The sequence below is a fragment of the Streptomyces sp. NPDC005070 genome, assembly GCF_053600395.1.
Map to the genome: position 1 here is coordinate 13,416 of NZ_JBSFZS010000004.1, position 22,605 is coordinate 36,020.

Genomic DNA, 22,605 nt, shown 5'->3' on the forward strand with positions numbered 1-22,605 from the left:
TCACTGTCAGTGCCGTGGTGCACACTCACGATCAATGGCCGTACGCATGGGGAGGACACCGTGTTCAGGGGGATCGACGAGGTCGACTGGGCCTCGATGCAGCATGCGTACGGAAGCGCCGCGGACGTGCCGGAGCTGCTGCGGGGACTCGCCTCACCGCTCCCCCGGGAGCGGGAGACCGCGCTCGACGGGATGTACGGAGCCGTGCACCACCAGGGCGATGTGTACGACTCGACGCTCGCGTCCATCCCCTTCCTCTTCACGCTCGCCGGACACGCGGGACTCCCCGACCGGGGCGGAGTCGTGGAACTGCTCACCAGCATCGGCGGTTCGGACGACGGGGACACTCCCGGAGACACCTCCGAGAACGATGAGGACGGCGAGGACGGCGGCGGCCGGGACGCGGAGGTCCCCGAGGACGACAACCACGCGATGGCGCGCGCGGCGGTCCGGGCGGGTGCCGCGGTCTTCCTGGACCTCGTCACGGACTGTGACCCGGAGGTGCGCCGCGCCGCGCCGTCGGCGCTCGTACGCTTCCACGGCGAACCGCCGCGCGTCCTGGCCCTGTTGAGCGAGCGGCTGCGGGACGAACAGGAGGACGGCGTCCGGCTGGCTCTGGTCGAGAGTCTCGGCCTCTTCGCCCGGCTGTACGGCGGTTCCTCGGCCCCCGCGGTGGACTGTCTGGTGTCACTGTGCGGCCCGCCGCACGACCCCGGACTGCGCCTGGCGGCGCTCGGTCAGCTCGCCTCGTGCGCCCTCGACCTGCTGCCCACCGACCTCGTGCCCACGGTCGTCGCGCTGCTCCACACCAGGTCCGAGCGGATCCGGCCGTCCAGAGAGCCCGTCCGGACCTCCTCGGACACTCTCATCGGCAGTCTGCGCCGTATACGCCCGGCGGACGAGGAGGGAGCGCAGTTGCTCCGCACGCTCCACAAGGCTCTGGGGGCCCGCACCGCGGACCGGATCGCCCTGCTCAAGGGACAGTTGAGCTGTCAGAACACGGCCGACCGGTGCAATGCCGTCTGGATGTCGGCGGGACTGTTCCGTGAATGGCGGGGCGCGTACGAGGAGCCGGTCGCGCTGATCGGTGAGCAACTCGGCTCGGACGAGGAGCGGTTGCGCTGCGCCGCCGTGTCCGTCCTGGAGTTCCTGTTCACTCTGGCGGTTCCGGCGGCGGACCGGCTCGCCGCCCTCGTGGAGTCGGGCACGGGCGCCCGGGGGCGCGGTACGGCAACGCTGTACCGCCCTCTGAAAGCCCTCGCCCGGTGCGGGGACGCGCGGGCGGTACCGGCCCTCGCCGAGGTGCTGCGGGGCCCGGCCGTGCCGAACGAGACCGGGTACTCCATCGGCTTTCTGGGCCCGGACGCGGCGCCCCTGGCTCCCCTGCTGCGCGAGCGGCTGGCCGAGGTTCCGCTCGACTCTCCGGAGACGTACGACCGCGCCGCGCCGCTGCTGTCCGGTCTCGGCGCGCTGCGGTACGCCGCGGCCGTACCGGAGGTGCTGCGACTGCTGCACGGCACACCAAGGGACCTGCGGCTCCGGGACGCTCTGGTGAAGGCGCTGGCCAGGACACTCGCCGCGTTCGGTCCGCCGGCGCGCGAGGCCGTACCGACGCTGCGGGAACTCCTCACGGGCGAGAACGCCGTGACGGCGGCCGACGCGCTCCGGTCCGTGGAGGGGGACGTCGAGGCGGTCCTTCCGGTACTGCTCGGGGCGCTGGCCCCGGAGCGGGACGCCGGAAGTCGCCGGGCGGCGGCCGAGGCGCTCGGCCGGTCGGGGGCGGCGGCCGCGCCCGCGCTCCCCGGGCTGCTTCGCCTGACGGCCTCCTCCGAGGTGGGGGAGCGGACCGCCGCCGCCTGCGCCCTGTGGGAGATCTCCGGAGATCCGGAACCTGTCCTGCCGGTGTTCCGCGAAGCCTGGCGGAACCCGTACACCCGGGGCACCATCACCGCGTGCCTCGTCCGGATGGGCGCTTCGGGCGCACCCGTCCACGACCTGGTCGGCACGGAGCTGGCCTCGCCCCGCCGTCACCGCGCCCGCTCCGGCGGGCACGGCAGCCACGACGTCCTCGACGACGAAATGCTCCTCCGGGACTGCCGGACGGCACTGGAGGCCGCGTGACGGATCCGAAGCTCCCGGGCCCGCGATGGCGGGGTCGATTCGGGCGTCGAGGATGACGCAACGGAAGGAAGTCCGGGCCGTTCGCCCATGCCCTGGGACCCTGTCCGGTCAGCTTGTCATGCGGCCCCAGAGCGGGCCGATCCGGGCCCACTCCGCGTCCCAGCGGTCCACGCGTCGGCGTTCCAGACGGCCCCGGAGGAAGCGGCCGGCGGCGAAGGGGATGGCCGCCACTCCGGCGCCGGCGAAGACGCCGATCAGCCAGGCCCGCAGCCGGGCCACGGCGACGGCGGTGGGCCGGTCGACGAGGCGCCCGTCGGGATCGGTCCACACCAGGACCGGCGTCTCCGCCAAGGTGCCGGCGGAGACCCGCACCTGACCGGAGCGAGCGGTGCCGTCCGGTGCCGTCCAGCGGACCCGCGTCCACGCGACGCGGGCGGCGGGCCCGCTCGACTCCGGCGCGTCCTCGGTCAACCGGGCGGGGACGGTGCGCGACTCCGCACGCTCCCTCGCCAGACTGTTCTCCACGGCGCCGACGGTCACCAGGCCCGCCACCGCACCGCCGAGCACCGTGAACGCCCAGGCGGCGAGCATGATCCAGGCCTCCAGGACGTCGCTTCGCCGCCGCAGCGGATTGCTCCGCCACCGCCACAGCCAGACCCCCGGACCACGGAACGCCGCCATCAAGGGCCTCCTCCTCACGACCGCACGAACACGCCACATCTCCCTCCCTTACGCGCGTGCTCCACGCGATGCTCACGCCTCGCGCCCACCCGCTCGTCCGGCACGCGAGGTCGGAGGGCTGCGGGACCCTCTCCGCGCGCGGTCCCGCGAGCGAGGCCGCGAAACCGCGTCCACCGCCGACACACCCCGTCCGACCTGCGCAAACGCCAGGCCGAAAGGTGACTGTCGGTGCCGGGGTGCAGACTGGCCCGTAGCGCAGACAACGACGTCGCGGAGGTGGCCGGTCATGGCCGACGCACTGCTCACGGTAGGCACGCGCAAGGGTCTCTTCATCGGGCGACGGCGCGGCGGCGCCTGGGAGTTCGACGAGAGCCCGTACTTCAACGCGCAAGCCGTGTACTCGGTCGCGATCGACTCCCGGGGCGAGAATCCACGGCTGCTGGTCGGCGGGGACAGCGCGCACTGGGGCCCGTCCGTCTTCCACTCCGACGACCTGGGCCGTACGTGGACCGAGCCCGCGCGGCCCGCGGTCAAGTTCCCCAAGGAGACGGGCGCCTCGCTGGAGCGGGTATGGCAGTTGCACCCGGCGGCCGCCGAACCGGACGTCGTGTACGCGGGGACGGAACCGGCCGCGCTGTACCGCTCGGAGGACCGGGGCGAGTCCTTCGAACTCGTCCGCCCCCTGTGGGAACACCCCACCCGCTCGCAGTGGGTCCCCGGCGGAGGTGGCGAGGGGCTGCACACCATCCTCACCGACGAACGCGACGCGCGGGCCGTGACGGTGGCCGTGTCCACGGCCGGGGTCTTCCGCACCGGCGACGGCGGCGCGAGCTGGGAGCCCGCCAACTCCGGTGTCTCCGCCGTGTTCCTGCCGGATCCGAACCCCGAGTTCGGACAGTGCGTGCACAAGGTCGCGCGCGACGCGGTGAACCCGGACCGGCTCTATCTCCAGAACCACTGGGGGGTCTACCGCAGTGACGACGGGGCCGGACAGTGGACCGACATCGGCGCGGACCTTCCGTCGACGTTCGGCTTCGCGGTGGCGGCGCATCCGCACCGCGGGGACACGGCGTACGTCTTCCCGATCAACGCCGACGCCGACCGGGTCCCGGCCGACCGGCGCTGCCGGGTCTTCCGTACGGACGACGCGGGCACGACCTGGGAACCGCTGACGGCGGGACTGCCCTCCGAAGACCACTACGGCACGGTGCTGCGCGACGCCCTGTGCACGGACGGCGCGAACCCGGCGGGCGTGTATTTCGGCAACCGCAACGGCGAGGTGTACGCGTCCGCGGACGACGGCGACAGTTGGCAGCAGCTCGCCTCACACCTCCCGGACGTCCTGTGCGTCCGCGCGGCGGTCATGGCCTGAGCAGTGTCATGACCTGAGCCCGGTCATGGCGTCAGCACGGCCATGGCCTCGGCACAGTCATGGCCTCAGCACAGTCATCTCCTGAGCACAGCCGAGGCTTGAGCACGGTCGAGGCCGGAGCGGCGTGGCCTGAACATCCGGTCGGCCCGTGTCATCCTGCGAGCACAGCGACCGCGAGCCTCACCCGGGCACTGATCCCCTTTTTGATCTTGGCCAGAGCCGCACTGTTCTTCTCGATCGCCTGCCGCTGCAGGGCGGCGTCGACGGCGTACCAGACGCCGACGACGTTGTTGCGCATCTTGCAGTCCGCGTCGGCGCGGGCCGCCGACTTCTCCTTCGCCGACGCGGTCCTCGTACGCCAAGCACGGTCACCGGTGGCCGCGAGCGGGTCCGGGTAGGAGAAGCCGCGGCCTTCCATGCACTGCGACCACTTGGCGAATACGGCTCTGACCAGGGGATGCTTCCGCGAGGACTCGAAGCTGCCGATGTTGATGTCGTTGGAGAGCTCCGTGTCGCCGCCGGCTTCCGGCCCTTCGGAGTGCAGTCGCGACCGAGCCTCACCGACACATCCGCCGACAGGGATCTTCCGGCCCTTGTAGACCTGCCCGCCGGCAGTGGCGGAGCCGGGTTTGACGTGCGGGTCGTTCGTTCCCGTCAGGACGAGAGTCGTCTCCGCGGACAGCGGAGCGGGTTCGGCGGTTGCCGGGGCGGTTCTGCTGCCGTCCGGAGCGAATCCGTCGACCGCCGCCGCCTCGGGGTCGGTCACGCCGTACCGGAACTCGGTGGGGGTCCTCGGCCTGAACACCGGGGTCGGGGCGGGAGAGGTGTAGCGGAACCCGAACCGGGCCATGCACCGTTCGGTCAGTTTGGCCTGGGCCGCGGTCAGTTCGTCCGACTGCTTGTCGCTCAGGAGGTAGTCGCCGATCGGCAGCGTCCGGTCGGCTGCCGTGATCAGCCTGGGCACAGAGGAGACCTCCGGCATGACGGCGGCCGCGCCCTTCGGCCGGGAAGGCCCGGAGGACGACGGCGAGGACGAGGAGCAGCCCCCGGCCATCAGCACGGCGGCCGTCGCCAGGACGACGGCGGCTTTCGGGTGGCCGGGGCCAGGGGACGAGTTCATGAGCCGGTGTGTCCTCGATGCGTGAGTGGGTGCGCAAGGACGGCCGAACGTGCGGCCGGGGCGCGGGGGATGCCCCGCCCGGTGTTTTCAGAGCGGGGCACCCCCTGCGCGAGGCTTCGGTGAACGGACCTCAGTCGGTCGGCACGTCCCGCCGGATCAGCCGAACTTCCCCGAGGCGTTCTCGTTGCGCAGCGTGGTGTTGAAGTTTCCGCCGCCGCCCGCGGCGAAGCGCTGGCTCGCTCCGGTGTAGTTGACGTGGTAGTACACGGTGAAGGCGTTGTTGAAGTCCCAGTTGTCGACCGAGGCGGCGTTGTTCCGGACGCCCTGGCCCGCGCCGTCGCTGCCGTTGGCACTGGTCGTGAAGGTGTAGCCGGAGTAGTTGGGGATGTTGGGGAACTGCTTGAAGAAGGCCCCCTGGTAGTTGGGGTGGTAGTAGATGCAGGCGTAGCCGCTGGAGCAGGTCGTGTCGGCCGCTGACGCGGGACTGATGGTGAGGGCGGTGGCACCGGCGGCCAGGACGGCCGCGACGGCTGCCGAGCGACGTATGTTCTTCACGGTGTGTCGTATCCCTTCCGGTACGGATGCGGGCTGCCCGCCATACTCGCCAGTCTGTTCGGTTCAGGGACACCCCTTTCCATCGCGGTCGAAACGCGCAGGTGACCACGGCCCTGGTCACGTTTCGGATCTCAAGTGCCCTACGTATGAGCCGCGTTGACCAAGGCGGATCCGGTGGAGGTACGGGTGTGCAGGATGAGCTCGCCCTGCTGCAGGGTGCTCAGAAGACCCGCCGCGCGCAGTGCGGACAGATGATGGCTCACCGTGGCGGCGGACACCCCTACACGGCGGGCGAGTTCCCCGGATGTCGTCGCGGTCTCGGTGGCGATCAGAATGGAGGCACGGGTGCCGCCCATCAGCCGGCCGAGAGCCCGGACCGTCACCGGCGCCGCCGCCCTGTCGTATCCGGCGGGATAGACGAGGACGGGCGGCAGAGTGGGATCGGCGAGCGAGTTCGCGGGTCCCTGGCCGAAGTGCGACGGAGCCAGGAGCAGTCCTCGTCCGTTCAGACGCAGAGTCTGGTCAACCGCGTACCGGACGTGCAGGACCGGTGGCGCCCACCGCATCAGCGGCGGGTAGCTGTGCAACAGCCCGTCGACACCGCCGTCGAGAAGGGCGCGGGTGCGAATGGCCCGATCCGCCTCGACGCTGTTACGGATCGCATTCCAGTGAGGAGCGAGGGCGATACGGTGATAGTCGCGCAAGAGGTTCCGTAAATCTTCCCGGGCCGAAAGATCCCCTTCATACAACCGCTCCAGCCAGGCGGATCCGTGGCCTCGGTCGAGGAGGTCGAGTTGATCGCGCAGGACACTTACGGGACTTCCGGCCACCGATTCGATGATCGATTCGACCCCTCCGTGCCGCCGGTTTTCCGGAGTCAGAAAGTCCGGAAAATATCCCGAGGCCGGGATCATAGGCATCAGCATGAGCCGAATGCGCTGCAACAGATCGCTGCGGGCCGCTTCGGCCCTGACCTGCCGATACCACGGTTCATACCGGGCCACGGCAAGCCGCCTGCGTAATCGGAAGACGCTCAGCACCAGTTCCCACATGGGATCCGGCGACGAGATCACCCTGGTTTTCAAGAGATCTTCGGTCGTGAAATGAATCCGCAGCATCCCCCACCCCCACGAGCCCCCGAGCCTCGTCGTTCATTGTCTATACCAGGAATGCCGGGCTCGCAAGAAAATTTCTCGCAATTCCGCGTGCGCCAATCACGCTCGCGCCAATCACGCCAGCTCGACCCGTAGATGGCGGCCCTCATCGGCCCGTATCACCATCACCATCACCATCCGGCGGTTGGCTGAATACATGCCGCTGTTTCAAGCAAGCGAGTCGGCCGCGCAGCGCGGCAGTGCGGTGTATCCACGGCTACGCGCAGCCGTTCGTGAACTCGATGGCCAGGCAGAGCCCAACGACCTGCCGTGGCAGGCGTCTTGCGCCCGGAGGCGTCTTATTCGGCAACGAATCGGTCATCCCCGGTCGCGGGACGGCCGCCAGTTTGATCTCGGCCATGTGTACGGCAGTAGGGTGACGCCCGTGGCACCACGACCGTTGCATGAGATCGTCGAACCGGGCTGGGCGAAAGCCCTCGAACCCGTCGCCGGACGGATCGCCGAGATGGGCGACTTCCTGCGCGCGGAGATCGCCGCGGGACGCACCTACCTGCCGTCCGGGGCGAACGCCCTCAGGGCCTTCCAGCAGCCCTTTGACGACGTACGCGTCCTCGTTGTCGGACAGGACCCCTACCCGACCCCGGGCCACGCGGTGGGCCTGTCGTTCTCGGTGGCCCCGGAGGTGCGTCCGCTGCCGCCCAGCCTGATCAACATCTTCCGCGAACTGAACACCGACCTCGGCGCGCCCCAGCCGTCCAACGGCGACCTCACCCCCTGGGCCGACCAGGGAGTGCTGCTGCTCAACAGGGCGCTGACCACGGCGCCCCGCAGCCCCGCCGCACACCGCGGCAAGGGCTGGGAGGACGTCACGGAACAGGCCATACGGGCGCTGGCCGCGCGCGGCCGACCACTGGTGTCCATCCTGTGGGGCCGCGACGCCCGCAATCTGCGCCCCCTGCTCGGCAGTCTTCCCTCGGTCGAATCCGCGCACCCCTCACCCATGTCGGCCGACCGCGGCTTCTTCGGCTCGCGCCCCTTCAGCCGCGCCAACGACCTGCTGGCGAAGCAGGGAGCCGAGCCGGTGGACTGGCGCCTGCCGTGACCTTCGACGGAGGACACGGCCGACCGCACGACGGGCGGAGCCCCGCCGTGGTGCTGGCCGTGGACTCCGGAGGCTCGGGCCTGCGTGTGGCGCTCGGCGCGCACGGGACTCCGGACGATGCCGTCAGGGGCGTACTCCACGAGGTCCCGGTCCGGCTCGGCGGGCCGCTGACCTCCCCGGAGCCCGTCCGTACCGGGCCACGCGGGATCTCGGCCGATCATCTACTGGAACAACTGCTGCCGATGGCACGCGGGTTGATGGCCGAAGCGGGCGCCGAACGGCTCGGGGCCGTGGCCGTCGGCGCGGCCGGGCTGGCCACGCTCGGCGACGAACTGCGGGACGAACTGCCGGCCGCGCTGGAGCGTGAACTGGGCGTACGGCGGCTCGCCCTGGCGGCGGACGCGGTGACCGCGTACACGGGCGCTCTGGGCACCCGGGCGGGTGTCGTGATCGCGGCGGGCACCGGCATGATCGCGATCGGCACCGACCTCAGGTCGTGGCGCAGGGCCGACGGCTGGGGCCATCTGCTCGGCGACTGCGGCGGCGGGGCGTGGATCGGCCGCGCGGGCCTGGAAGCCGCCCTGCGCGCGTTCGACGGCCGCCCTGGCGGTTCGGCCGCGCTGCTGGCACGGGCGGAGGAGAAGTTCGGGCCGATGGCGGAACTGCCCGGTCGGCTGTATCCGCGCACCGACCGGGCGGCCGTGCTCGCCTCCTTCGCCCCCGATGTGGCCGACCTCCGCGGGAGCGATCCCGTCTCCTCGCGCATTCTGCGGACCGCCGCCCGGCACATGGCCGAGTCGGCAGCAGCGGTGTGCCCCGCCGACGGCGAGCCCCATCTGGCGTTCACCGGAGGCGTATTCAACATGGGCGCCGCCCTTCTCGGGCCTCTGGGCGAGGAGTTGGCCGAGCGCCTGCCGAACGTCCGCCACGTACCGGCCGCGGGCGACCCGCTCGACGGCGCGCTCCGCATCGCGACCGACCTGGCGGACGGCCGGCTCACGCTGCCCCTGGACGAACGTTTGTTGCACGTGGTGGCCGAAAAGCCGTACCAGGAAATCCATGACCAGAATTCGCCGTAGGACCGACAAGTCGGCGTTTACCGATCACTTCTGATCTCTACGTAACTCATCAGACAAAAGCGGACGGATACCGCTCACCTGCACCCTCCCCGAACAGGGGAACCCGAGAAACCAGTAACATGCGGCGCCATGAGCTCCCCCACTGGGCCCGCGTCCGGCCTGCCAGTACGAATGCCGCGACCCCGCCAAGCCGGGCGGCACCGCCGTCCGGAACCCCTGGCGGCTCCTGAGGGCGCGCCCGCGCTCGTCCTCGCGGTGCCGGGCACCCCCAGCGCCGCCACGCGCAGCCTCGCCGAGGAGGTCGTGAGCATCGCCCGCTCCGAGCTCCCCGGCCTCGATGCCCGCATCGGTTACCTGGACGGGGACGACGAGTTCCCCACGCTGCAGTCCGTGCTGACCCACGCCGCCGAGGAGCGCACCGCGCGCTTCGAGCAGGCCCGCGCCGCCGGTTCCGACGTCTCCCAGCCCGACGGCCCCGTCGGCATCGTTGTCCCGCTGCTCGCCGGTCCGGACAACGCCCTGCTGCGCCGGATCCGCCAGGCGGTCATGGAAAGCCGTGTCGCGGCCGAGCTGACCGACGTCCTCGGTCCGCACCCGCTGCTCGCCGAGGCGCTGCACGTACGCCTCTCCGAGGCCGGTCTGGCCCGCGCCGACCGCGCCCGGCTGTTCACCGTGGCGACCGCCGCGGACGGCATCGTCCTCGCCACCGTCGGCGGCGAGGACGCGGTCCAGGCGGCCGGGATCACCGGCATGCTGCTCGCCGCGCGGCTCGCCGTGCCGGTCATGGCGGCGGCCCTCGACGAGGAGGGTTCCATCGCGGCCATCGCCGAGCAGCTTCGTGGCTCCGGTTCGCAGCAGCTCGCGCTCGCCCCGTACCTGATCGGTCCGGAGCTCGACGCGGGTCTGCTCGACGCGGCCGCCAAGGAGGCCGGCTGCAGCGCCGCCGAGGCCCTCGGCCCGTACCCGGCGATCGGCAAGCTCGCGCTCTCCCAGTACACGACGGCGCTGGGCATCGCGCCGCCGCAGAGCCAGGGAGCGCCGGCCTTCTAGTCGGTCGCCTGCACCGCACCACCCGTACCACCCGCACGCCGAAAGGGCCCGCTCCTGAGTCAGGAGGGGCCCTTTCCCATGGGCGGCGGCGTGACCGGGCCGGGGCGTGGCCGGGCCAGGCGTGACCGGGCCGGGGCGTACGGGGCGTGGACCGTTCGGGCGCCGGTCAGGCCGGCCGGATCAGTCGAAGACCACGCAGGACGCGGCGGGCGCCTCGACCGAGCCGCCACGGAGCGGAACGCCGGTGTCCGGATCGACGGAGAACCAGGTCACGTCGCCCGAGCGCTCGTTGGCCGCGTAGAGAAAGCGCCCCGAGGGGTCGAGGGCCAGCGCACGCGGCCAGACGCCGCCACAGGGCACCTCCGCGACGAGCGTGAGCCCCTCGCCGCCCGCGTCGACGGCGAGCACGGAGACGGTGTCCCGCCCCCGGACGGCAGCCCAGACGAAGCGGCCGTCGGGCGAGACGACGATTCCCGATGGGTACGCGTCGCCGTCCGGGACACCGGACAGGACCGGCGTCTCACCGACCGGCCGCAGCGAGCCCTCCCCGGCGTCCCAGCGGCAGACGGTGACGGTCGGCGCGAGTTCGTTGAGGACGTACGCGTGCCCGCCTCCCGGGTGGAAGGCGAGATGGCGCGGCCCGGAGCCGGGACGCAGGGCGATCTCGCGGTGCACGGTGATCGTTCCGCCGTCGAGGGCGCACACCCGGACCGAGTCCGTGCCGAGGTCCACGCTGACCGCCCAGCGGCCGGTGGGGTCGGGCTGCACCTGGTGGGCGTGCGGCCCCTGCTGCCGCTGCGCGTCGGGACCGGAACCGGTGTGCCGGAGCACGCCGGCCGCGGCGGGCGCCAGTTCCCCGCCGGGACGGACGGGTACGACGCTGACGCTGCCCGAACCGTAGTCCGCGGTCAGGACGTGTCCGTCGAAGACACTGAGGTGGGTGGGGCCGCTGCCGCCGGTCGGGGTCGGCGGACCGGTCAGTTCCGGCTTGTCGCCGTGCACCCGGTAGGCGGCCACCGCGCCCTCGGCGCTCTCGCTGACCGCGTACAGGACGTCGTGCGCGGGAGCGAACGCGAGATACGAGGGGTCGGGTACGTCGTCGGCGGCGCCCAGCACGGTCAGCGCGCCCGTGTCCGGGTCCACGGCCGCCACGAGGACGCCGAGGCCTCCCGCCCCCGTGAACGAGCCGATGAACGCCCGCTGTCGCCGCCTGCCGCCGTGCGCCACTGCTGTCCCCTCTCGGTCCCGCGTCGTCGGGGCGACGGTAGCAGTCAGGACGCTGCGGTCTAGACCAAAGCTGGGCCGGTTGGCGGACGACTCAACGGGGGCCGAACCAGGCGATCCGGGCGATCCGGCGACGGGAAGCGCGGGTGCGACCGGATACGTGCCGCATGCACATGGGTGCGCAGGGCCCGTGTGGGTGCGCAGGGCCCGTGTGGGTGCGTGAAGCCCGTACGGCGGCCTCCACGAGCCTTCCGGGCGCGCGCCTGAACCGGGGCCCCGGGAACCGCTCCGACGCCGTCCAGCGGGCACCCGGAGCCTCGTTGTGGATCTTCCAGGCCCGTGCCGGCGTAGGCCTCTCGGACCCATGGGGCCGGAGTCGGCCCCCGCCCGTGCCCGGAAAGGAAAAGCGGCCCCTGGGGCGCCGGACGACGCCCCAGGGGCCGGAGGAGGTAGAGCCGTGCTGCCGTGTCAGGCGCCGACGACGAGTCGCGAGCGGGAGACCGGACCACGCAGCGGTGTCGCCATGTCGACGAGCGCCCGCTCCAGGCCGTGCAGGTGCACGAGCGCCTGCTCGGCACCGGGGTGATGACCGGGAACGCCGTGATGGAACGCCGGAGCGCCTCCCGGTACGGCGCCGACCAGGGACTCCATCGCGGTCTCGACCCGTCGGCAGGCCGCCGTGAGGCGGGCGTCGTGCGAGGCGTCCGGGTCGGCGGCGACTGCGGCGAGACCTCGTACCTCGCGGGCACAGTCGTCCAGCAGGGCGAGGATCGCGCGGGCCCGCTCCTTGCGCCGCCGCATCGGGTTGAGCGGATGCACCAGGGGCGCGAGAGCCATCCGTACGCGCCCCAGAAGCGCTTCGAGCTCCCCCGCGAGCGGTGCCGGGTCGGCCTGGTCGTCACCCGCGAGCCGCCGGGCCGCCGCCGAGGTGCAGCCGTGCACGGCGTGCAGGGCGCGCTCGATCCAGCGGTCGGTGACCGTGTGCGTGGTGATCGGCAGGACGACCGCCACCGCGAGCGCGGCCCCGAGCGCGCCGACACCGGTCTCGGCGAGCCGCAGGCCCAGAAGCCCCGGATGCAGGACGCCGAGCAGCCCGTAGAGCAGGCCCGCCATGACGGTGACGAAGAACATCATCCAGCTGTACGAGGGAGCGGCCGTGTAGAAGATCCCGAAGACGCTCACCGCGACGAGGACGGCGGTGGGGGCGGGCGCTCCGTGCAGCGGCACGGCGACCAGGAGCCCGGCCACGATGCCGATGAACGTGCCGATCACACGCCGGAAACCGCGGACCAGCGTCTCACCGCGCGAGGCCGTGTTGACGAAGATCCACCACGCTGTGCCGACGGCCCAGTACCAGCGGTCGTGCGAGAGCAACTGGCCCGCGGCGAGCGCGAAGGCGCAGGCCGCGGTCGCCTGGAAGGCCTGACGGGTCGCGGGGCGCGCCAGCCCGCGTCCTTCCAGCGGCAGCGGCGCCGCGGGCAGGGGGCTGCGCCGCTCGATGCACCAGGCGCCGAACCGGACCGCCGAGGAAGCCGTCAGCGACAGGGCGACGGCCGCGTAGAGCTGCGGGAGCTGGCCGGGCACGGCGTGCAGGAACTGCGTCGTGAAGAACATCATGAACGCGAAGATGCCGAGCGCGTGTCCGCGCGGGCCGAAGCGGCGGGCGTACACCCCGGCGAAGACCACGGCGAGCCAGGTCGCGTCCCGCAGCATCGGCGCCCCGTGCAGGGTGGTCGCCGCCGCGAGGACCGGGAAGCCGGCCACGGGGAGCAGCGCGGTGGTGCCGGCCTGCCCACGCACGGTCGGGTCGCCGACCGTGAACAGCGCGAGGAGCGCCGCGAGCCCGCCCGCGATCGAGGCGGGGAGCGAGAGTCCGGTCAGTTGGCACAGAGCGACCGCGAGGCCGATGCCGAGAACCGCCCGGAGCGAGACCCGCAGCCGGAACAGTCCCGGATCCGGCGCCATGAACATCTTCTTCACCTTCGGCGGCCCGCCCCCACTTCGCAGTTCAACAGTGATCCGGCATGCGCTGGGCACATGCGAAAGGCGCCGCGGGTCCGGTACGGCTTCCTTGCCGTCCGGCGCTGCGCAGCGCCATCGATACGGACAAGGTACGTGGCAGGCCTGAAGTGGCTCAACCGGCCTGATTTCGGCTGGGCCATTGGTACAGTCGAAGGAGAACATTGTCGGCCGCGAGGAGGCCAACGGACCATGGCCGTGGACGAGCTCGACACCCGCATCCTGCGGTTGCTTCTGGAGCAGCCGCGCACCAGCGTCCGTGAATACGCCCGTGTCCTCGGTGTCGCCCGGGGGACGCTCCAGGCCCGCCTCGACCGGCTGGAGCGGGACGGGGTGATCACCGGGACGGGCCCGTCGCTGTCCCCCGCCGCTCTCGGTCATCCCGTGCTCGCGTTCGTGCACATCGAGGTCACGCAGGGGCATCTGGACGACGTGGGCGACGCGCTCGCCGCCGTGCCGGAGATCATCGAGGCGTTCTCGATCACCGGCGGCGGCGATCTGATCACCCGGGTCGCGGCACGCGACAACGCCCACCTGGAGGATGTGATCCAGGCGCTGATCAGCCTGCCCGGAGTGGTCCGCACCCGGACCGAGGTGGCGCTGCGCGAACGGGTCCCGCACCGGCTGCTGCCTCTGGTGGAGTCGATCGGGCGGGCGTCGCGGGGCTGAGCGCGACGCCGGGTCAGGGGGTCACCGGGCCCACGCGGGTCTGAGCGCGGCCCGGGGCCACCGGGCCGGCACCCGTCCGTGGGCCATTTCGCAAGTCCCGGCCGGAGCTCCGCCGGGTGCGCCAGAATGCCGGTCGGCGAGAGGTTCCGGTCGCCGAGGGCGGCCCGGGCGTCACACGACCGGGAGGGTCCGGCGGTCGTTCCGGAAGGAGTACGCGTGCACCCCGACAAGGACGCACCCGCGAGCTCGGGGGCGCCGGCAGGTCCGTACGACACAGCCACGGGCCCGGCAGCGCCGACCGGTCCGTACGACACAGCCACGGGCCTCGGAGCACCGACCGGTCCGGACGGTCCGCTGCGCTCGGACGCGCGGCGCAATCGCGAGCGCATCCTGGCCGTGGCCCTCGCGGAACTGACCCGCTCCGCCGACACACCGCTGAGCGCGATAGCCAGGAAGGCGGGGGTCGGTCAGGGGACCTTCTACCGCAACTTCCACCACCGCGAGGCCCTCATCCTGGAGATCCACCGCCACGAGGTGCGGCAGGTGACCGACGCGGCGGAGCATCTGCTCGCCACCCGCCCACCGGACCGGGCGCTGCGGGAGTGGACGGACCGTCTCGCGCGGTTCGCGATGGCCAAGGCGGGTCTGACCGAGGCGCTGCGCACGACCACCACCACACCCCGGGGAGTTCTCACGAGGCTCGACCACGGGCCCCTGAGCTCGGCGGTCGCGCTCCTGCTGAGGACCAACGAGGAAGCGGGCACCATCCGGCCGGGGGTGACCCCCGACGACTTCCTGCTCGCCGTCTCCGGGCTCTGGCACCTCGACCGGCACGGAGACTGGCAGGCGCACGCCCGCCGCCTGCTGGACCTGGTGACGGACGGCCTGCGCGTCGGTGCGCCGGGACCGGACACGCCCGCGCGGGAGCACTGAGCCCGCGGCCGGCTCGCGGGCCAAAAGCGTCGCCGGTCAGCAGTGGTCGGGCCGGCCCGGCGAAGGCGGCCGGGGTCAGCGGCGGACCAGCCGGACGTGCGTCGCGGCCGGCGATCCGACCGTCTCGGCCACCCGGTAGCCGCCGATCCCGTCCCCCAGGTCGTCGAGCAGGCGTTCTCCGCCGCCGAGGAGCCGCGGGACGACGGCCATGTGCAGTTCGTCGAGGAGTCCGGCACGCAGGTACTGCCGCACGGTGGCCGCTCCGCCGCCGAGCCGGACGTCCTTGCCCGCCGCCGCCTCGAAAGCGCGGGCGAGGACCGTCTCGACGGGTTCGTCGGTGAAGTGGAAGGTCGTTCCGCCCTCCATGAGGACGGAGGGCCGCAGGTGATGTGTGTGCACGAACACGTCGTTGTGGTACGGAGGGTTGGGGCCCCACCAGCCCGTCCACGACTCGTCCTCCCATGGTCCGCGCTGAGGCCCGAACATGTTGCGGCCCATGATGGTGGCGCCGATGTTCTCCTCGCTGCGCCTCACGTACTCGACGTCGATTCCGTCCTTGCCGTCGGCCAGGTCGCGCATGGCGGCGAACATCCACTCGTGCATGGTCTCGAAGCGCTCGCCGAGCGGATGCCCGAGAGTCTGGCGGGGACCGGCGGCGTAGCCGTCCACCGAGACGGTGATGTTGTGTACGCGCAGCTTGGGCATGGCCGTGCTCCCTGGGTCGATGGTGTCCCGCTCTCACCCGTACGTCGAACGGATCGCGCGTGGATCGACGGCTTCCCGGGAATTTCCCGGCCGCCCGGGACGCGGCCCCTCCGTCACCGAGCCGCCGAAGGAGGCGGCAGGCGCAGTTCGGCGAGGTCCGGGGGGATGGGGGTGTCGGGGCGGAAGAACGGGGCGGGTTCGGCGTCGGCCGCTGTGGCCGGGGCGTCGGTGAGGCGGAAGCGTTCGCGCAGCCGTCCGTAGAAGTCGGTGGGGTGCAGGCGGATGAGCCGCACCCGCCGTGGAGACCGGAAGACCCCGATCCAGTCACCGGGGTCGAGCACCCCGCGCAACTGGCCGTCGATGCTGACGGCGGCCTGGCCCGAGTGGGGCAGCACCCGCAGGGCGACGGGCTCGTCCGGCGCGGCGACGACGCTGCGGTTGAAGGTCATGTGGGGCGCGATCGGGGTGAAGACGACCGCGTCCATGTGCGGGGAGAGCACGGGACCCCCGGCGGCGAAGCTGTAGGCGGTCGATCCGGTGGGGGTGGCGACGGCGAAGGCGTCCGCCGAGTAGGAGGCCAGCCGCCGCCCGGCGAGGTAGACGCCGACGCTGACCTGACGGTCCCGGGCCAGTTTCTCCAGGACGACGTCGTTCAGGGCCGTGACGTCCAGCGCCACCCCCCAGCCGTCGCCGTCCGTCGTCTCGGCTCTGACCTGCGGCGGAGGCAGTGCGGGACCCCGCCCGTAACAGAGCACGGTCGCCATTTCCCCGGGGATCTCGAGCACCCGCGAGGCGCGCAGGGTCAGCGTCATCCGTTCCTCGACGGTGGCCTTGCCCTCGTGGACCGTTTGCAGCGCCCGGGTGACGTCGGCCGCGGGCACCTCGGTGAGGAAGCCGACCTTGCCGAGGTCGACGCCCAGCACGCTCGCACCGCTCTTGACGGCGATCCGGGCGCCGCGCAGGAAGGTGCCGTCGCCGCCGAGCGTGACGACGAGGTCCGGGTTGCCGGCCGCCTCGGCTTCCGCGCGTCCGCCGCGTCGCCGCTGGTCCTTGGCCCAGACGTCGATCTCGGTGCACCGGATGCCTCGCGCGTCGCACCAGTCGTGCACGGCGCGGGCCACATCGCGGGCCGCCGTCCGCCCCTGGTGGACGACCAGGCCGACACGGTGCACGGACACGGCTACCTCCAGGTCCACATCCAGGTCCACACGGGGTACGACTCGATCCTTCCATGAATGGGACATTTCGGTACGGGGGGACGGGCCGTCCGGCCGCACCGGAGAGCCTGTGGCCCCGCCGGACCGGGAGATCCGCGGGGCGGGCGCCACGCCCGGGGTGCGGCGCCCGGATGCCGGTCCCGCCGCAGGCATCTCCGGCCGCGTTCACCACCGGCACCTCCGCCCGTACCACCGCCCGCGCGATCCGGCGCCGAGGGCCGGTGCCGCCACCTTGCCGTCACTTCAACTCCCCACACGGGAAGCCGACTTCGGCATGTCCGTTGCCACGAGCGCGACTTGGCGCCACGAGCGCCGCTCCGGCCCCCGATTCCCCCGGACGGATTCCAGCCGTGTCGGTCTCACCGGGGTACATCAACTCGCTTCCGCTCAGCACGAGTTCGGATGCCGTAAGCGGCGGGGCAGCCCGCGCGGGAGCCGTTCCGCGGGCCGAACAGTTTCGGACACTTGGGCATCCCGCCGAACGCTGAACGACTATCGTCTCGAATTGACGTCTCCTGAGCGACCGACAAGGCTCGGAGATCCCACCATGGCCGCTTTCATCCACATTACGGACCACTTCGACAGCCCCCATGAAAGGTTCCTTTCGTGATCAACAGCAATCACGGGACTGATTACGAGAGCCTTCTGCTCGACCGCAAAGGCCAGGCCGAAGCCTTCGACGCCATCGGCGACCGCTACGACGAGGCCTTCCCGCACAAGGAAGGCCAGGTCGCGGCGGGCGAGTGGCTGGTCGGATCACTGGCCGAGGGGGCACGGGTCCTGGATCTCGGCAGCGGCACGGGGGTGCCGACCGCGCGCCAGATGACGGACGCGGGGTTCGAGGTCGTGGGCGTCGATCTCTCCGGCGGCATGGTGAAGCTCGCGAGCGGTTATGTCCCGGACGCGACGTTCCATCAACTGGACCTCGCCGACCTGCGCCCGGGCGGTCCCCGCGACCTCGGCCGCTTCGACGGCGTCGCCGCCTTCTTCTCGCTGCTGATGCTGCCGCGCGCCGAGATTCCCCTCGCCCTGCGGACCGTCCGTCATCTGCTGGTGCCCGGCGGCCTGTTCGTCCTGTCGATGGTCGAGGCCGACGTGGACGACTTCGCGATCCCGTTCCTCGGGAACACGATCCGGGTCTCCGGCTATCTGCGGGAGGACCTGCACAAGATCATCGAGGAGGCGGGCTTCGAGATCGTCAAGGAGACCTCGTACACGTACGCCCCCTCGGTGAGCGACGTCCCGCCCGAGGAGCAGGTCTTCCTGTGCTGCCGGCGGTGTGACTGAGGAGGCGGAGTCCGAGCCGCGGACCGCGCCACCCACCCGACGGGACAGAAGCGTGACCGAGCACCGCACCCCTCACGAGGGCACCACCCCGCCACAGGTCCTCCTGCCACCTGCGGCGATGACGGACGGCCGCGTGCCGCAGACCGACCGCCTCCGGTATCTCGACGTGGCGACGCGGCGGATCGCCCGCGGAATGGATCTGGACGAGACGCTCCGGGAACTGCGTGAGGCGGCCGTACCGGCGTTCGCGGACGCGGTCTTCATCCACCTCGACGATCCGCTGCCGGTGGGCACGGAGCGGTCGACGGGACCCGTTGTGCTCCGCCTGCACAGCTCCGAACCGACGTGGCCGGGAGCGCTTCACGCCGACACGGCGCCGCACGCCGGCACGGCCCCGCATGCCGAGACAGCCCCTCGCGCCGACCAAGCCTCGTACACCGGCCGGACCCCGCCACCGCCGCCGCTCCCCGACATCGCCGAGCGCGTGGAACCGGCCGGCAGCGGACGGCTCGCGGAACTGCTGCGGGACGGGCGTCCCGCCTTCGGTGACGCGCCCGGCAACGCGCCCGCCGTCGCGGAACTGCTCGCGGCGGGGACCGTCCCGCCGGGCACGCTGCCGCCGGGCCATCGTCTGATCATCGCGCCGCTGCACGGCAGCCATCACGTCATGGGCACGGTCGTCCTGTTCCGGTGCGCCGACCGCCCGGTCTTCACCAGCGACGATCTGCTCGTCGCCTCGCAGCTCGCCACGCACACCGCGCTCGGGGTCCAGAAGGCGGTGATGTACGGCCACGAAGCCGCCGTGGCGGACACCCTCCAGCACACCATGCTCCCGTCGTCGCTCCCGGAACCCACCGGCATCCGGCTGGCCAGCCGCTATCTGCCCGCCTCCAAGACCGCCCAGGTCGGCGGCGACTGGTACGACGCGATCCCGCTGCCCGGCAACCGGATCGCACTGGTCGTCGGCGACGTCATGGGCCACTCGATGACCTCCGCCGCGATCATGGGCCAGCTCCGAACCATCGTGCAGACCCTCGCCGGCCTCGACCTGCCGCCCAACGAGGTCCTGCACCACCTCGACGAGCAGGCCCAGCGGCTGGGCAGCGACCACATCGCCACCTGCCTCTACGCGATCTACGACCCCATCTCGCACCGCCTGCTGATGGCGAACGCCGGCCACCCGCCCGCTGTACTGCTCCACGAGGACGGCCGGGCCGAAGTGCTGGGGGTTCCGCCCGGCGCTCCGATCGGCGTCGGCGGTGTCGTCTTCGAGTCGGTGGAGATGGCCGCGCCCACCGGGGCGACCCTGGTGCTGTACACCGACGGACTCGTCGAGTCCCGCGACACGGACATCGGCAGCGGCGTCGAGGCACTGCGCGGCACCCTCCAGAGCACCGCCCAGGGACTCGCCTCGCTGGAAGTGCTCTGCGACCACGTGCTCGGAACCCTGGGCCCTGGGACCCGGGACGACGACGTCGCCCTACTCACCGCCCGGTTCGACGGCTTCCCGCCGGACAGCGTCGGCTACTGGTTCCTGGCCCCGCACCCGATGACCGCGGGCCAGGCGCGCCGGCTGACCCGCAGGGCCCTGCGCCGCTGGGGGCTGGAGTCCCTGATCGACCCGACGGAACTCATGGTCAGCGAGATCGTCACGAACGCCGTGCGGTTCGCCTCCCGTCCCCTCTCGCTGCGGCTGCTGCGCACCGACGTGCTGCGCTGCGAGGTGACCGACGACTCGCCCCAGGTGCCGAGAATGCGGCAGGCCGGCTCCGGGGACGAGAGCGGTCGCGGCCTCTTCCTGGTCAACCAACTCGCCCTGCGCTGGGGCGCGACACGCCTGAGCAGCGGCAAGGTCGTCTGGTTCGAGCAGAAGATCCCGGCGAAGTAGCGGACCCGAGGACGGCGCCCCGCCGCGCACCCGCGCCGCCGCGGTCCGCATTCGGATGATTCCTGAACGATCTCGAACGACGGTCCCGGCGGTTCCGGGGTACGCATACCCGTCCGGGGTACGGTGGCGGTCCTCGCTCGCAGGAAGTGCTGACGCCCCTGATGACGGTACGCATGTTGCCCTGGGCCCGGCCCGCCGTTCCTCTCCTCACCGCGCACATAGGCCATGTCCCCACGGCTCTCCGCGTCCTTCGACGCCGTACGGCCGTGTGCGGACCGTCCCGAAACGCCTGACGCGCATCGAGAAGAGGACTCCTCGTGAACAGCATCAACCGTCGCACCGTCCTCGCCGGACTGGGAGCGGCAGGTACCGGCCTGCTCGCCGCCTGCAGCAAGGACACCCCCACCGCTCCCTCCCTCCTCAGCCCCAACGGAGCCCAGGTCGCCCGCGTCGAGAAGAAGCGCGGCGCCACGGGCAGGGTGCGAAGCCTCAACGTGACCGCCGCGCCCGCCACCGTCGACCTGGGCGGCGGGGTGGTGGCCAAGTCCTGGGCCTTCGGCGGACAGATCCCCGGCAAGGAGATCCGCATCTCCGCCGGCGACACGCTCGAAGCCGAGCTGTCCAACCAGTTGCCCGATGCCACCACGACATCCATCCACTGGCACGGCATCTCGCTGCGTGGCGACATGGACGGCGTACCGCCCGTGACGCAGGACCCGGTGCGGGCCGGATCCAGCTTCACGTACCGCTTCGTCGCCGACAAACCCGGCACGTACTTCTTCCACCCGCATGTGGGCGTCCAGGTCGACCGCGCCCTGTACGCGCCGCTGATCATCGAGGACCCCAGGGAGCCGCTGTCCTACGACGACGAGTGGGTCGTCGTCCTCGACGACTGGCTCGACGGTGTGACCGGCACGCCCGACGACGTCTTCACCGAGCTCAGCCACGGCATGTCCGGCATGAACATGAAGGGCAGCGGATCGAGGCGGCCGATGTCCTCACGGCACCCGTCCATGCCGCCGTCCCCGTCCGCGTCCGCCGGCGACGGCGCCTCGACACGGTTCAGGCTCGGCAGCTCCGCCAGCCCTCTGCTCGGCCGTGACGCCGGGGACGTAGACTACCCGTACCACCTGATCAACGGGCGCGTGCCGACCGACCCGGCCGCCTACAACGGCACCCCCGGCAGGCGGGTCCGCCTCAGGATCATCAACGCCGGCGCCGACACCGCGTACCGGGTGGCGCTCGGCGGCCACAAACTGACGATCACCCACACCGACGGCTTCCCCGTCGAGCACGAGGAGGTCGACGCCCTGCTGGTCGCCATGGGTGAGCGGTACGACGTGCTGGTCACCCTCGACGACGGCGTCTTCCCGCTCGTCGCGCTGGCCGAGGGCAAGGACGTCTCCGGCATGGCTCTCGTGCGGACCGGATCGGGAGGCCTGCCGGATCCGGCCGTGCGTCCAAGTCAACTGGACGGCCGCATGGTGACCGCCGGACAGTTGCGCGCGAGCGACGGCGTACGGCTGGAGGCGAAGGATCCCGACCAGGTGATCCGCGTCAAACTCACCGGCAGCATGGGCACGTACGACTGGGCGATCAACGGCCACCGGTTCGACATGGCCGACCCGACCGCCAACCCGCTGCTGGTGCAGCAGGGCCAGCGGGTCCAGCTCGACTTCGTCAACGCCACGGGCATGTGGCACCCGATGCACCTGCACGGCCACACCTACCAACTCGGCGCCGACGGCGCGCGCAAGGACACGACCATCGTGCTGCCCAGGTCGAAGGTGTCCGTCGCCTTCGACGCCGACAACCCCGGGCAGTGGATGCTGCACTGCCACAACGCCTACCACAGTGAGGCCGGGATGATGGCTCTCGTGGCCTACGGGGCCTGAGTCCACGGAGCGTCAGGGCCGGTCGCTCAGCCGAGGAAACTCAGTCGCACCCGGCGGTTCGGGTTGTCCCGGTTCGTGTCCACGAGGCACACCGACTGCCAAGTCCCCAGCTCCAGAGCCCCGTCCACCACCGGCAGGGTCGCGTGCGGCGGGACGAAGGCGGGAAGGACGTGGTCGCGGCCGTGTCCGGGGCTGCCGTGACGGTGCTGCCAGCGGTCGTCCGCGGGAAGCAGGGAGTGCAGCGCGGTCAGGAGGTCGTCGTCACTGCCGGCGCCGGTCTCGATGATGGCGATTCCGGCGGTGGCGTGCGGGACGAAGACGTTCAGGAGGCCGTCGCGGCCCGCCGCGACCTCACGGAGGAACGCCTCGCAGTCGCGGGTGAGGTCGACGACCGTCTCGGACGAGCCGGAGGAGATGTTCAGGACCTGCGTGGTGAAGGCATCGGACATGCCTCGATCCTCCCCCATCCGCGGACTCCCGGCCTGTGGCGACGGCGTCCGTCCGGCGGCTGCGGCGACCGCGTCCGGCGTCCGGTCGTGGACGGCCGGCCGCCGGCGGCCTCCGGCACGGTGC

The 22,605-nt window shown here is 71.9% G+C and carries 19 protein-coding genes; 10 read left to right on the forward strand and 9 right to left on the reverse strand.

The features are described 5' to 3' along the window. The first annotated feature begins 60 nt into the window (after positions 1-60). Positions 61-2,121 (forward strand): HEAT repeat domain-containing protein, encoded by a 2,061-nt coding sequence (locus ACWEBX_RS02370; protein ID WP_451883023.1) that lies wholly within the window; start codon positions 61-63, stop codon positions 2,119-2,121. A 108-nt stretch (positions 2,122-2,229) separates the two neighbouring features. Here ACWEBX_RS02370 and ACWEBX_RS02375 read toward each other — a convergent pair whose 3' ends face one another. Beyond that, entirely contained in the window at positions 2,230-2,802 is a 573-nt protein-coding gene (locus tag ACWEBX_RS02375; protein WP_451883024.1) for an Rv1733c family protein, read from the reverse strand. A 286-nt stretch (positions 2,803-3,088) separates the two neighbouring features. Between ACWEBX_RS02375 and ACWEBX_RS02380 the strand changes: the two genes are divergently transcribed. Beyond that, positions 3,089-4,174, forward strand: a complete 1,086-nt coding sequence (locus ACWEBX_RS02380) for a WD40/YVTN/BNR-like repeat-containing protein (protein WP_451883025.1) — start codon at positions 3,089-3,091, stop codon at positions 4,172-4,174. Positions 4,175-4,325: 151 nt separating this feature from the next. Here the strand turns inward: ACWEBX_RS02380 and ACWEBX_RS02385 are convergent, their stop codons facing one another. The 3 genes from ACWEBX_RS02385 to ACWEBX_RS02395 all read right to left on the reverse strand — a co-directional run bounded on the left by ACWEBX_RS02385 (position 4,326) and on the right by ACWEBX_RS02395 (position 6,967). Then, entirely contained in the window at positions 4,326-5,294 is a 969-nt protein-coding gene (locus ACWEBX_RS02385; protein WP_451883026.1) for a hypothetical protein, read from the reverse strand. A 156-nt stretch (positions 5,295-5,450) separates the two neighbouring features. Further along, entirely contained in the window at positions 5,451-5,849 is a 399-nt protein-coding gene (locus ACWEBX_RS02390; RefSeq protein WP_451883027.1) for a peptidase inhibitor family I36 protein, read from the reverse strand. A gap of 140 nt (positions 5,850-5,989) precedes the next feature. Continuing rightward, positions 5,990-6,967, reverse strand: a complete 978-nt coding sequence (locus tag ACWEBX_RS02395; protein ID WP_451883028.1) for an ArsR/SmtB family transcription factor — start codon at positions 6,965-6,967, stop codon at positions 5,990-5,992. A gap of 421 nt (positions 6,968-7,388) precedes the next feature. On the opposite strand from ACWEBX_RS02395, the gene ACWEBX_RS02400 reads away from it, so the two are divergent. The 3 genes from ACWEBX_RS02400 to ACWEBX_RS02410 all read left to right on the forward strand — a co-directional run bounded on the left by ACWEBX_RS02400 (position 7,389) and on the right by ACWEBX_RS02410 (position 10,195). Further along, on the forward strand, positions 7,389-8,066 hold the full coding sequence (locus ACWEBX_RS02400; protein WP_451883029.1) for a uracil-DNA glycosylase: 678 nt from the start codon (positions 7,389-7,391) through the stop codon (positions 8,064-8,066). Beyond that, positions 8,063-9,145: an N-acetylglucosamine kinase gene (locus ACWEBX_RS02405; protein WP_451883030.1), complete on the forward strand. Its 1,083-nt coding sequence runs from the start codon at positions 8,063-8,065 to the stop codon at positions 9,143-9,145. The genes ACWEBX_RS02400 and ACWEBX_RS02405 overlap by 4 nt, the downstream gene beginning before the upstream one ends. A gap of 129 nt (positions 9,146-9,274) precedes the next feature. Further along, positions 9,275-10,195: a sirohydrochlorin chelatase gene (locus ACWEBX_RS02410; protein ID WP_451883031.1), complete on the forward strand. Its 921-nt coding sequence runs from the start codon at positions 9,275-9,277 to the stop codon at positions 10,193-10,195. A 180-nt stretch (positions 10,196-10,375) separates the two neighbouring features. On the opposite strand, the gene ACWEBX_RS02415 is transcribed toward ACWEBX_RS02410, so the two are convergent. Together ACWEBX_RS02415 and ACWEBX_RS02420 are read right to left on the reverse strand one after the other, a co-directional pair. Then, positions 10,376-11,422 (reverse strand): lactonase family protein, encoded by a 1,047-nt coding sequence (locus ACWEBX_RS02415; protein ID WP_451883032.1) that lies wholly within the window; start codon positions 11,420-11,422, stop codon positions 10,376-10,378. Positions 11,423-11,887: 465 nt separating this feature from the next. Further along, entirely contained in the window at positions 11,888-13,390 is a 1,503-nt protein-coding gene (locus ACWEBX_RS02420; RefSeq protein WP_451883033.1) for an FUSC family protein, read from the reverse strand. Positions 13,391-13,630: 240 nt separating this feature from the next. Here ACWEBX_RS02420 and ACWEBX_RS02425 point away from each other — a divergent pair, with 240 nt between their 5' ends. Beyond that, a complete protein-coding gene (locus ACWEBX_RS02425) occupies positions 13,631-14,107 on the forward strand; it encodes an Lrp/AsnC family transcriptional regulator (protein ID WP_451883034.1) in 477 nt (158 codons plus the stop codon). Between the two features lie 354 nt (positions 14,108-14,461). Further along, positions 14,462-15,040 carry a TetR/AcrR family transcriptional regulator gene (locus ACWEBX_RS02430; protein ID WP_451883136.1) on the forward strand — a complete coding sequence of 193 codons (579 nt, stop codon included), beginning with the start codon at positions 14,462-14,464 and terminating at the stop codon, positions 15,038-15,040. A gap of 75 nt (positions 15,041-15,115) precedes the next feature. On the opposite strand, the gene ACWEBX_RS02435 is transcribed toward ACWEBX_RS02430, so the two are convergent. Together ACWEBX_RS02435 and ACWEBX_RS02440 are read right to left on the reverse strand one after the other, a co-directional pair. After that, positions 15,116-15,745 carry a dihydrofolate reductase family protein gene (locus ACWEBX_RS02435; RefSeq protein WP_451883035.1) on the reverse strand — a complete coding sequence of 210 codons (630 nt, stop codon included), beginning with the start codon at positions 15,743-15,745 and terminating at the stop codon, positions 15,116-15,118. Positions 15,746-15,858: 113 nt separating this feature from the next. Continuing rightward, a complete protein-coding gene (locus ACWEBX_RS02440; RefSeq protein ID WP_451883036.1) occupies positions 15,859-16,923 on the reverse strand; it encodes an NAD(+)/NADH kinase in 1,065 nt (354 codons plus the stop codon). A 645-nt stretch (positions 16,924-17,568) separates the two neighbouring features. Here ACWEBX_RS02440 and ACWEBX_RS02445 point away from each other — a divergent pair. From ACWEBX_RS02445 to ACWEBX_RS02455, 3 genes are all read left to right on the forward strand, one after another. Continuing rightward, positions 17,569-18,249, forward strand: coding sequence for a class I SAM-dependent DNA methyltransferase (locus ACWEBX_RS02445; protein WP_451883037.1), 681 nt, complete (start codon positions 17,569-17,571; stop codon positions 18,247-18,249). A gap of 52 nt (positions 18,250-18,301) precedes the next feature. After that, positions 18,302-20,137 carry a SpoIIE family protein phosphatase gene (locus tag ACWEBX_RS02450; protein ID WP_451883038.1) on the forward strand — a complete coding sequence of 612 codons (1,836 nt, stop codon included), beginning with the start codon at positions 18,302-18,304 and terminating at the stop codon, positions 20,135-20,137. Between the two features lie 317 nt (positions 20,138-20,454). Beyond that, the gene (locus ACWEBX_RS02455; RefSeq protein WP_451883039.1) at positions 20,455-22,032 is read left to right on the forward strand and encodes a multicopper oxidase family protein; all 1,578 of its coding nucleotides are present in this window, start codon (positions 20,455-20,457) and stop codon (positions 22,030-22,032) included. Between the two features lie 26 nt (positions 22,033-22,058). Here the strand turns inward: ACWEBX_RS02455 and ACWEBX_RS02460 are convergent, their stop codons facing one another. Continuing rightward, positions 22,059-22,481, reverse strand: coding sequence for a secondary thiamine-phosphate synthase enzyme YjbQ (locus ACWEBX_RS02460; protein WP_451883040.1), 423 nt, complete (start codon positions 22,479-22,481; stop codon positions 22,059-22,061). Positions 22,482-22,605: the final 124 nt, after the last annotated feature.

Excerpts from the sequence above, each read along its gene's own strand:
- ACWEBX_RS02435 (WP_451883035.1), bottom strand. The coding sequence starts at position 15,745 with ATGCCCAAGCTGCGCGTACACAACATCACCGTCTCGGTGGACGGCTAC.
- ACWEBX_RS02375 (WP_451883024.1), bottom strand. The coding sequence starts at position 2,802 with ATGGCGGCGTTCCGTGGTCCGGGGGTCTGGCTGTGGCGGTGGCGGAGC.
- ACWEBX_RS02395 (WP_451883028.1), bottom strand. The coding sequence starts at position 6,967 with ATGCTGCGGATTCATTTCACGACCGAAGATCTCTTGAAAACCAGGGTG.
- ACWEBX_RS02420 (WP_451883033.1), bottom strand. The coding sequence starts at position 13,390 with ATGTTCATGGCGCCGGATCCGGGACTGTTCCGGCTGCGGGTCTCGCTC.
- ACWEBX_RS02460 (WP_451883040.1), bottom strand. The coding sequence starts at position 22,481 with ATGTCCGATGCCTTCACCACGCAGGTCCTGAACATCTCCTCCGGCTCG.
- ACWEBX_RS02425 (WP_451883034.1), top strand. The coding sequence starts at position 13,631 with ATGGCCGTGGACGAGCTCGACACCCGCATCCTGCGGTTGCTTCTGGAG.
- ACWEBX_RS02410 (WP_451883031.1), top strand. The coding sequence starts at position 9,275 with ATGAGCTCCCCCACTGGGCCCGCGTCCGGCCTGCCAGTACGAATGCCG.
- ACWEBX_RS02385 (WP_451883026.1), bottom strand. The coding sequence starts at position 5,294 with ATGAACTCGTCCCCTGGCCCCGGCCACCCGAAAGCCGCCGTCGTCCTG.
- ACWEBX_RS02380 (WP_451883025.1), top strand. The coding sequence starts at position 3,089 with ATGGCCGACGCACTGCTCACGGTAGGCACGCGCAAGGGTCTCTTCATC.